This window comes from Parolsenella sp. (assembly GCF_982402205.1).
The window spans coordinates 1-10719 of sequence record NZ_CEVYAT010000043.1; the positions used below are offsets into that span (position 1 = coordinate 1).

At 64.0% G+C, this 10719-nt stretch carries 8 protein-coding genes; 6 read left to right on the top strand and 2 right to left on the bottom strand.

The window, feature by feature from the left end; all coding sequences use genetic code 11:
- From AC1VTH_RS03845 to AC1VTH_RS03870, 6 genes are all read left to right on the top strand, one after another.
- Positions 1-538 (top strand): Rossmann-fold NAD(P)-binding domain-containing protein (locus tag AC1VTH_RS03845; RefSeq protein WP_481334785.1); only part of this gene is annotated, 538 nt, incomplete at its 5' end.
- 352 nt (positions 539-890) lie between these two features.
- Positions 891-4097, top strand: a complete 3207-nt coding sequence (locus tag AC1VTH_RS03850) for a Spy0128 family protein (protein ID WP_481334787.1) — start codon at positions 891-893, stop codon at positions 4095-4097.
- A 364-nt stretch (positions 4098-4461) separates the two neighbouring features.
- A complete protein-coding gene (locus tag AC1VTH_RS03855; RefSeq protein WP_481334789.1) occupies positions 4462-4767 on the top strand; it encodes a hypothetical protein in 306 nt (101 codons plus the stop codon).
- Positions 4768-4929: 162 nt separating this feature from the next.
- The gene (locus AC1VTH_RS03860; protein WP_481334791.1) at positions 4930-5154 is read left to right on the top strand and encodes a helix-turn-helix domain-containing protein; all 225 of its coding nucleotides are present in this window, start codon (positions 4930-4932) and stop codon (positions 5152-5154) included.
- 452 nt (positions 5155-5606) lie between these two features.
- Positions 5607-7664 carry an elongation factor G gene (locus tag AC1VTH_RS03865; RefSeq protein WP_481334793.1) on the top strand — a complete coding sequence of 686 codons (2058 nt, stop codon included), beginning with the start codon at positions 5607-5609 and terminating at the stop codon, positions 7662-7664.
- A 247-nt stretch (positions 7665-7911) separates the two neighbouring features.
- Positions 7912-8865, top strand: a complete 954-nt coding sequence (locus AC1VTH_RS03870; protein WP_481334795.1) for a hypothetical protein — start codon at positions 7912-7914, stop codon at positions 8863-8865.
- A gap of 300 nt (positions 8866-9165) precedes the next feature.
- Here AC1VTH_RS03870 and AC1VTH_RS03875 read toward each other — a convergent pair whose 3' ends face one another.
- Both AC1VTH_RS03875 and AC1VTH_RS03880 read right to left on the bottom strand, forming a co-directional pair.
- Entirely contained in the window at positions 9166-10053 is an 888-nt protein-coding gene (locus tag AC1VTH_RS03875; RefSeq protein ID WP_481334796.1) for an SDR family oxidoreductase, read from the bottom strand.
- A 12-nt stretch (positions 10054-10065) separates the two neighbouring features.
- The coding region (locus tag AC1VTH_RS03880) for a class I mannose-6-phosphate isomerase (RefSeq protein WP_481334797.1) at positions 10066-10719 on the bottom strand (654 nt) is incomplete at its 5' end.

A 10719-nucleotide genomic window follows, 5' to 3' on the forward strand; every position in this document is an offset into this window, starting at 1 on the left:
CTCGGGCACCGCGCTCGACTCTGCCCGCCTGCGCAACGCCATCTCGTCCAAGGTGGGCCTGGACCAGCACTCGATCAACGCCTACATGCTGGGCGAGCACGGCGCGTCGCAGTTCGCCGCGATGTCGTGCGTGAGCTTTGGCTGCAAGACGCTCGCCGAGCTTGCCGCCGAGCAGCCCGAGCGCTTTGGCTTTGACCAGGCCGAGGTCGAGGACCTTGCGCGCCAGGGCGGCTACGTTACCTACGCCGGCAAGGGCTGCACCGAGTACGCGGTTGCCCAGGCCGCCGTCCGTCTCGTCCAAGCCATCTTGGGCAACGAGCACTACGTGACCTGCTGCTCCACGCTGCTCACCGGCGAGCATGGCGAGGAAGGCAACTTTGCCTCCATCCCGTGCGTCGTGGGTGCCAACGGCATCGAGGAGACCTTCGAGCTGCCGCTGAACGAGCGTGAGAAGGCCGCCTTCCACGCCAGCTGCGAGCACATCCGCGGAAACATCGCCAAGCTGGGCGACTGGTGGAACACCGAGGCCCGCGTGTAGTCTCGCGGGCTTCTTTACCAATCGAATAGATGAGCCTTTGGGGCCAGCTGCGTGTGCGGCTGGCCCCTTTTCTGTGCGAGGGGGGGGTGCTGGGCGAGGGGACGATGACGCTTGTCCGGTCTCTGCGCTTGTTGCGCTTGGCTCGCTCCAGCCAGACCTTCTCTGTCCAATGCGTCCGCGAAGCTACGCCCGGTCTACTCCTCCCAAAATGCCAGTAAAGTGCTTGGTTATGTCGCGATATGCATATAAGTTATATTTCCGCAGGTAGATTGCTGTGTCCCTTAACTTCGACCCTGTATAGCCAGCTTCAGGCACAGGGACGGACCCTTGCTTGGCGAGGGAGAGGGACCCTATGGAGAGAAGAAAGACAAGGCGCTGGGGAGGTGTCCTGGCGTGCGCGCTGGCCGCGGCCCTTGCACTCGTGCTGGGCGCCGCCCTGCCCGCCACGTATGCCTATGCGGCCGACGTGAGCCTGGACGAGCCCGACCACGCCAAGACCGTCACCGACAACGGCGACGGCACCTACAAGCTGAGCCTCACTGTCAAGGGAGACTCTCAGAGCTCGTTCGAGAGCACGCCGGCAGACGTTGTCCTCGTCATCGACACCTCGGGCTCGATGAATGACAACGGCAAGCTCGACAACGTCAAGAGGGCAGCGAAGACCCTCATCGACGAGCTGCTCACCGGCGACAACGCCAAGTTCGATGCCTCGAAGCAGATTCAGGTCTCGGTCATCAGCTTTGACACGAGGGCCAGCAATCCCACGAGCTTCACGGCCAACGCGGGCGACGCGACCCAAGCCATCGATGCTCTGAAGGCAGAGGGCGGTACCAACTGGGAGGAGGCGCTGCAGAAGGCCAACGCCCAGAACAGCGGCCGTACCGATGCCAGGAAGTACGTCGTGTTCTTCTCCGATGGCGCACCGACGTATCGCATCAGCTCGGTCCAGACGGGTACAAAATTGGGTTTTTCGCTCAGCGAGGGCTTTCACAAGGTTCCTGCCTATGACGAGGACGACACCTGGAATACCCCGCGTGGCATTCACGGCTCCGGCAACGACGATCCCTACAACGCCAACTACAACAGCGCCGTGACCGAGGCCAACAAGCGCGACGTTGACACCGTCCAGCTCTTTGCCGTGAGTGGCGACACGTCCGCCAACGCCTCGATGACCAAGTTCGCCAACGACGTCACCGGCGACTTCCTCGACGGTACCGACGCCGACAAGTTGAACGACGCGTTTGCCGAGATTGCCCAGACGATCACCAACTCGTGCTACTACCGCGACGTCAAGATCGTTGACCAGCTCTCCGACTACGTCGACTTCAAGGATGCCGTCTCCGCAGATGGCACGCTTGCCTCCGCGACCATCACCAAGACCGACGCCTCGGGCACGAGCCCCGTTGCCGGTGCCGTGGCCAAGGTCGACGGCAAGAAGCTTACGGTCGACCTCTCCGGCGAGGGCGAGCTCGAGGCCGATGCCACCTACACCGTCAGCTTCGACATCAGGCCCACGGCGGACGCCTATGACGCGGTTGCCGCGGGTACGCTCACGAACCCCGTTCCCACCAACGTCAACATCGACCACGACGCCACGACGCTCGAGTACAAGACCGTCACCAAGCGCACCGGTGCCACCGACGTTGTGAGCGACACGCTCTATGCGGACTACGACATTCCCACCATCGCCCTGCCCGCCAAGCAGCTCACGGTGACCAAGACCTGGGAGAACGCCCGCGATGACGCCCGCGCTACCCAGCCCGTCCACGTGCAGGTCACGCGCAACGGCGCCGACTATGGCACGCCTGTCGAGCTCTCTGCCAGCAACAACTGGACGAGCACCGTCACCGTGACGGGCAACCCCGCCGACGCCTCCGCCTGGGGCGCACGCGAGACCGATGGTGACCTTTCCAACTACACCACCGCCGTCGCGGCCGATGGCCTGAACCTCTCGGTCACTAACACCCACAAGGCCTGGCCCGTCACGGTCAATGGCGCCACCGAGCTTGCGGGCACCAAGACCCTCACGGGCCGCACCCTCGTCGCCGGCGAGTTCAACTTCACCATCAAGCCGTGCGGCGACGCCCCTGCCTCCACGCAGGCGACTGCTAAGAACGACGCTGCGGGCGACTTCCACTTTGGCGACATCACCTTCGACGCGCCCGGCACCTACTACTACGATGTGGCCGAGGTCACCGACGGACTTGCCGACAAGGGCATCACCGCCCAGACCTCCACGCTGCAGGTCAAGATCGACGTGGTCGAGAAGGACGGCGCCCTGGTGGCCCAGGTGAGCCTGCCCGATGGCGGCCTCGCCTTTGCCAACGCCTACAAGCCCAGCGATGCCACGGTTAACGTCATGGCCTTCAAGCAGCTCGACTGCAAACAGGAGGGCGTCAAGGCCCCCGACCTTAATGCCAACGACTTCTCGTTCACCATCACCGGCGACGGCCCTCTGCCCGCTGCCGCCACCGTCTTCAACGACGAGGCCGGCAACGTCTCCTTTGACGCCATCACCTTCACCAAGGCCAACCTCGGTGGCGAGATGAGCAAGACATTCACCTACCAGGTCAGCGAGTCTGGCTCCAAGGCGGGCGTCACCAACGACCCCTCCTCCAAGACCTTCACCATTACCGTTACCGACAATGCCGACGGTTCCATGACCGCCGAGATGAGTCCGATTGACCCGTTCGTGAACACCTACGCCGCCGCGTCCGCGAGCTACAGCGTCTCCAACGACATCACCGTGAGCAAGCAGCTCAATGGTCGCGCCCTCGAGGACGACGACTTCACCTTTGAGCTCATCGACGCCAATGGCAAGCAGGCGGCCACCGCCACCAACGACGCCAGCGGCACCGTTGTGTTCAAGAACGTCACGTACACCACGCCGGGCGAGTACACCTACACCGTCCATGAGGTCAACGACGGCAAGGGCGGCGTGATATACGACGCCAGCACCTACCAGGTGAAGGTCACCGTGGCTGACAATGGCAAGGGCCAGCTTGTTGCCAAGGCCTCAAGCGACGCCGACGCCATCGTGTTTAAGAACAGCTATGCCGCCGCGCCTGCGAGCGTGAGCCTCTCCGCCACCAAGGTGCTCGAGGGCGCCCAGCTCGCCGACGGCCAGTTTGGCTTTGAGGTGCTCAACAAGGGCCAGGTCGTTGCCCGCGGCAAGAACGCCGCCGACGGCACCGTAAGCTTTGGTGCGCTGGCGCTCAACCAGGCCGGCACCTACAGCTTCCAGATTTGCGAGGTCAATGATGGCCAGCAGGGCGTGACCTACGACGGCTCCAGCCATGACGTCAAGGTCGTCGTGACCGACGACGGCAAGGGCCAGCTTACGGTGAGTTCCGTCGAGGGCGACAACCCCACGTTCACCAACTCCTACACCGCTCCCAAGCAGGAGGAGAAGGACAACCAGGGTGGCGCCCAGCAGGGCAACGACAAGCAGATGCCCCAGACGGGCGACACCAACAACGCCACCGTCCCCGTTGTGCTTGGTGCTGCCGCTGTGATCTGCGTGGCCGCCGGCCTTGTGATTGCCAAGCGCAGGAAGTAACGCTTGGGGCTGTTCCCCTCGAGGGGCAGGCAGATTCTTAGGAGGGGCCAGTCGCAATTGAGCGGCTGGCCCCTTTTCATGTAGCGCCATCGTTTAGCACGTCTGTCCCTCAATATGCATATAAGTCATATTTCCGCAGGTAAAAGGTTCGAATTACTAGCGTAAAGAAGGGAAGGTGCCACCTGCATATTCTGAATGTCGATTGAAATATGCATCACGGCCGACATCCAAGAATCACGTTTCGAAACAAGGAGCCAGGCCATGCAACGCCACCGAGTTCCCGAACCAGTCAGACCTGCCGTCCTCGTCCGCGCGACAGCATCCAAGTTCCGTCGCAGGAATCGGTAGGGATTCGGGGGGATCCATGACCAAGCGAGCCAAGGTCAGCGCCATGGCCGGCGTGCGCATCAACGAGCGAGAGCTTGCGGTGTTGCGGCAGATTGCCCGGGTGAACTCGACCGTTGTGAGTGTCGGCCAGCTATCAGCGGATTTTTCATGCAGCTTGGCTACGGTGCGAAACGTCATTCGTTCGCTCGAGCACAAGGGACTTATCAGCGTGCAGGCGCGCTTCCTTCGCAACGGCGGTCAGCTCGAGAACGAGTACGAGGTTACGCAGGAGGGCATCCGTGTTCTGGAGTGCGATGATGCACTCGCCAAGGACGAGCGCTAGACAACATCGTATATCCCTCCTGTTCGAAGAAGTTCGGGGGGGGGGTGCCTCAGAGGTAAATGGCGTCTGCTTGAGCGCCGTTGCCCCTGTTGCTCCCGCGTCTCCCAGCCGCGGTGGCGGTGACGCGCCGTGGCTCGAATTCGAAGCGACGATAGCGAGTTAATGCGCAAGGTGGGCCAGGCCTTCGCCGACGCCCGTGCCGAGGCCGGCCTCACGCAGGTCGAGGTCTCGCGCCTGTCGGGCGTGCACCAGTCCTGCGTGAGCCGTCTCGAGCAGGGCAACGGCAACGCGACAGTCGCCACGATGGAGGCCGTCGCGAACGCCCTGGGCTGCCGCCTCGACGTGCGCCTGCTGTTCCCGGCGCCTCCGCACTCCTCCCACAAGTAGCGGGCCGTGGGGTCTGGCGGCGTGGCTGGATTCTATCGCCCTGCTCACGCTCACGTTTTGCGCCCTCGCTCGTCCTCGTTGCCCTGCTCGCACGCGTTTGTGCGGCCACGCTGATCATCGGCGACCTGCGCGCGCTCGCGTTTGTGCGGCCATGCTAATCCTCGCCGTCCCGCTCACTTCGCCCGCACGCCCCTCTCGCAAGATGAGCGTTCGGCGCTCTTCTCGCACAAGGCAACCAAGGGGTGGCCACGCCGCCCGCCCGCAATCGCGCCCCGTTCGCCGTACAGGCGGCGAGACGCCTTTTTGTCCCGTATCCGATTGGGTACGGTTAATCCAACGAATGCCGTGGCGTATGTGGGCCGCGCGCCCACCCAAGCAGCGGTTTGGGTGCGCCAACTGCGGCGATTCTCCCTCCCGTCTGTGCCACGTGGACCTCAACGGAGGGAGTCATCATGAGCGAGAAGATTAGAAACGTTGCCCTCGTCGGCCAAGGCGGCGTGGGCAAGACCATGCTCGCCGAGGCCATGCTCCACCTTTCGGGCGTCACGACCCGACTGGGCGGCCACAAGGGCACCAAGCCCACGCTCGACTATGACCCCGAGGAGGAGAAGCGCTCCTTCTCGATCAAGCTCGCCATGGCGCCCGTTCCCTGGAACGGCGCGCGCCTGAACGTCATCGACGCCCCCTGCTACCCTGACTTTGTTGGCGATGCCTACGCCGCGATGTCTGCCGTTGAGACCGCGGTCTTCGTCGTCGACGCCGCCGGCGACCCCGGCGCCATCACCACGCGTCTGTGGTATGCGGCCGAGGATCTGTCGCTTGCCCGCGCCGTCTTCGTGAACCGCATTGATCGCTCCGAGGCCCAGTACGCCGCCACGCTCGCTGCGCTGCAGGAGCGCTTTGGCCAGCGCCTGGGTGCCGTGACCCTGCCGTGGGGCGTGGGCGACGACTTCAAGGGCATCATCGACGTCATTCGCATGCGGGCCCGTCACCTTGACGGCAACGGCAAGCCGGTCGTCTGCGACATCCCCGACGACATGCGCGCCGCCGCCGACGAGGCTCGCGCCCACCTCTGCGAGCTTGTGGTCGAGGCCGACGACGAGCTCATGCTCAAGTATCTCGAGGGCGATGGCCAGCTCACCCAGGATGAGCTGGAGGGCCTGCTCGCCAAGGCCATCGCCGAGCGCATTTTCGTGCCGGTCTTTGCCGGTTCGTGCACGCGCGAGGAGGGCGTCACGAGCCTCATGGACGACATCGAGACCTACTTCCCCGCGGCGAGCGACTTTGGCTCGGTGCCGCTGGTCAACGGCGACTACCTCGACATCGACGAGGACGACGACCGCCCGGTTGGCTTTGTCTTCAAGGTCCTCAACGACCAGCAGAACGGCCGCCTCGCCCTCGTGAAGGTGCTTGCCGGCACGTTCACCCCGGGCCTCGAGCTTACCTGCGCCCGCACGCGCAAGCCCGAGCGCCTCGCGCGCATCTACCGCATGGTTGGCCGCGACATGACCGAGGTTTCGAGCGCGGTTGCTGGCGACATCGTGGTTGCGCCCAAGATCTCTGCCATGGCGGGCGACACCCTGTCCGTGACGGGCAAGGTCGAGGCCGCGGCGTTCCGCTTCCCCAACTCGCTCTACCAGGTGGCCATCGAGCCCGACAAGCGCGGCACCGAGGACAAGCTGTTCAGCTTCCTCGAGAAGTCCTGCGACGCCGATCCCACGATGAAGGTCACGCGCAACGAGGAGACCGGCCAGACCGTCATCAGCGCGCTGGGCGAGGCCCAGGTGTCCGTCCTGCTCGACCGCATGGCCGCCCGCGCCGGCGTCTCGGCGCACGTGGTGCCCATTCGCGTGCCGTACCGCGAGACCATCCGCCGCACCTCGAGTGCCCAGGGTCGACACAAGAAGCAGACCGGCGGCTCCGGCCAGTACGGCGACTGCTGGCTGCGCCTCGAGCCCAACCCGGGCGGCGGCTACGAGTTCGTCGACGAGGTCGTGGGCGGCCGCATTCCCAAGGGCCTCATCCCGGCCGTCGACAAGGGCGTGCAGGAGACCATGCGCGAGGGCGTCGTCGCCGGCTATCCCATGATCGACGTGCGCGTTGCCTGCTACGATGGCAGCTATCACTCCGTCGACTCCAACGAGATGGCATTCAAGACCGCCGCGCGCATCGGCTTTCAGAAGGCTGCCGCAGACGCCGAGCCCGTTGTGCTTGAGCCCATGGCAAAGCTCGAGGTCACCGTACCCGAGGACTACGCCGGCTCGATCATGGGCGACGTCAGCGCTAGCCGTGGCCGCATCGAGGGCATGGACGCCGGCGAGCGCGGCACCACCGTCATCCAGGCGCGCGTTCCCTACGCCGAGGTGCTCGACTACGCCACGCGCCTGCGCTCGCTGTCTCGCGGCACCGGCGAGTTCACCCTCGAGCTCGAGGGCTACGAGCAGGTTCCCCACGACGTGCAGGCCAAGCTTGCCGAGGAGTGGCAGGCCCGCCGCGCCGCCGGTAGGTAGGCCGGTTTCACAGGTTTTGGGGCGGCGGCACCGTTCGCGGGGCCGCCGCCCTTTTTCATGCCCCGGGTGGCTGCGGGCGCGTATTATCTCCCCAACTATTTGGGGAGGGGAAGCGATGTGCGAGGGGATTGGTTTTGGCGGCGTCTACGGCTCTGGCCTCGTGCGGCCGCAGCGTGGGTCTTCGATTGTGGTTGGGCACGAGAGCGCACTGAGGTTTTGGGCCAACGTGCGCCGCTCGAATGCCGGGATGACAAAGGAGCTGCTTGGGGAGCTGTATCTCGACGACATGCTTGCTAGCATCGACACCGAGAGCGTCTGGGCCGACTGCTCGCTGCTTCCTCTCGAGCTTCCGCATGACGTGGCGCCCCGCATTGCCCATGCGTCTGCCGCGTTGGGGCTTGATGGCCCGCTCGACATAGTTGTTGGTAAGGACTCCGCCCGCCGTGCGTCGGCGGGTGCTAGGTGCCATGTGTGGAAGGGTCCCGTTCCCGATGGGCTCATCTGCTGTCCCGAGCCGGGCGTTTACGTCGTGGCTCCTGAGGTTGCGCTGATGCAGGTGGCTTCTGGCCTTGGCTTTTACAAGACGCTTGCCCTAGCGATGGAGCTCTGCGGAACCTATTCGTGCGATGGCGTGCGCGGCTGCGAGTATGGGGTGGTTCCCGTGACAACCACCGCGAGAATTGGGCATCTTGTGAGCATCGTTGGCAGGATCCGCGGGCTCGACGCCGCGCGGCAGGCTGCCAGGTGCTGCATGGACAACTCGGCTTCTCCGAGGGAAACCGCCTTGGCCGCGATGCTAAGTCTGCCGCGGAGGCTGGGTGGCTGGGGCTGTCCGAGGCCAGAGCTCAACGTTGAGATTGAGTTGAGCGAATCAGCAGCGCGCCAGTGCGGGCGTTCGTATCTTGTTGCTGACCTGTTTTATCGGAAGGCAAAGCTCGACATCGAGTACCAGGGAAAAGAATGGCATACCGCCGACGAGGGAAGGTCCCGTGACGAGGCGAGGCAGAATGCCCTGATGCAGATGGGGTATTCCTGCGTCTTTGTGGCGGCCAGGCAGATCGCAGACGAATCGAAGGTCGATGGCGTTGCTGAACTGATTAAAAGAAGGTCGGGGCTGCGGCTGGAAAGGGCGCCGCTGAGTGCACAGATGCGGGCGCATCGGGCTCAAATGATGAATGACTTGGGTATCTGGGAGCTGTAACAAATCATCTACCGAAGCTCGGGGAATAAAAATGGTCGTTCGACCGAGTTCTGAACGACCTTTGGGTCGAAATAAACCGCTGGGGGAGGCTGCTTGGTAGACGGGTGGGAATGACCAACTCGTCTACCAGCGATTTTAAAATACGGCAGTTTGGAATAAGTCCCTTAATATGCGAATATGCCGTTCAGAACTCGGTCGAACGACCAATTAAGGGAGTAATTGCTTGGTAGATGGCCTAAACGAAGCCGGGGAGGGCGCGAACGCGCCCTCCCCGGCTTGTGAGTTTCTGCAAATGGCGGCCTACGCCCAGCCAAAGTCGGCGAGGCAGTGGTCGACGTTGTCCTCGAAGGTGCCAAGCTCGATGCCGCAGCGGGCGATCTTGCCGGCATCGAGCCTAAAGTCGCGGAAACGGTCCGCGTAGCGCTCGGTGTTGGGAAGGATGTAGCGCTCGACCTCATCCTCGCCATAGCCAAACTTGCTCGCGACGAGCCTGGCGCACTCGTAGGTGCTCATGCCGTCGCTGGCATCGTGCCCGTTTGCGGCCGCGAAGTGATACGTGCCGCTCTCGAGCTCGCAGATGCTCGCGAAGTTGTCTGCCAGCTGCTGCGCATAGGTCATGCAACGCTTCTCGTTCACGGTGAACATGGTGGGCGTGCGCGTGCGCATCGCGCGCAGCACGTTGCCAACGATGCCGGGCGAGGGCCTCACGCCCGGCATCGCCATACCAAACATCCACGAGAGGCGCAGCGTCACGTAATCGCTCGAGTTGGCCTGCAGCCAAGCGTCTACCTCGGACTTCTGGATGCCGTAGTTGGTGACGCAACTGGGCTCCACGCTCTCGTCGAACGGCCCGGGCTCGCTCTTGCCGTTGAACAGCTGCTCGGTCGAGATGAACAGCATGCGCTTGCCGCGCTCCTCGCACACCTTGGCAATCTCGATGGCCGAGTCGCAGTTGACAAGGTGCGTGCCGGCCGGGTCGTTCTCGCAGTCTGCCGTCGTGGCGTTGGCGGCCGTGTGGAACATCACGTCAAAGTCGAGGCCCTCAAAGAACGAGCGAAGCTCCTGCGGCTTGGAATAGTCCACATCGGAGCGGCTCACGCGCACAAACTCAAACTTGTCGCCGTTGTACCTCTGCACGAGGCTTGCCAGATAACCGCTGGCGCCGGTAACGGCCACTTTCTGCTTCATGGGGCTTCCTCTCTAGGGGCGGTAGCTCTGCAGCACGCGGCAGTTGCCGCGCACGGTGAACTCGCGCACGCAAGCCGGGATGACGCACGAGCGCGTGTACCCCAGCTCAACCGTGCCCTCGCTGGTCTCGACCGTGGCCGTGCTGTGGACACAGGTGAGAATCTGGTAGCGTGTGCCCTTCTCGACGTGCCACTCGCCAGCGACGTCTACCACGTTCGACTCGAACAGGCGGTGGGTCACGCCTCGGCGCACGCGTGTGCCGGCCGCCTCGTCGTAAACCCCCAGGTGCTCGACCGTGGCCTCGTTGTCGGTCTTGAGCACGTCGAACCCCTTGTCGACGTGCAGCTCGCGGCCGCGGCCCCAGTCACACAGGCGATACGTGGTGTTGCCAAACGAGCCAATCTCGACGGCAAAGATACCCGGTCCCAGCGCATGCATCGTACCTGCGGGAATGAGGATGAAGTCGCCCTCGTGCATCTCGACGCGCCTGCCGTACCTGTCGCCTATCGTGTCGTCTGCCGCGGCCGCGCGCAGAGCGTCCACGTCACTCGTGGTGCAGCCGGCGATGAGCTCGGCGCCCGGTTCGGCGTGGAGGATGTACCAGGACTCGGCCTTCTCGTGGTCGCCCTCGGCTGCCTGGGCGTAGGTCTCATCGGGGTGCACCTG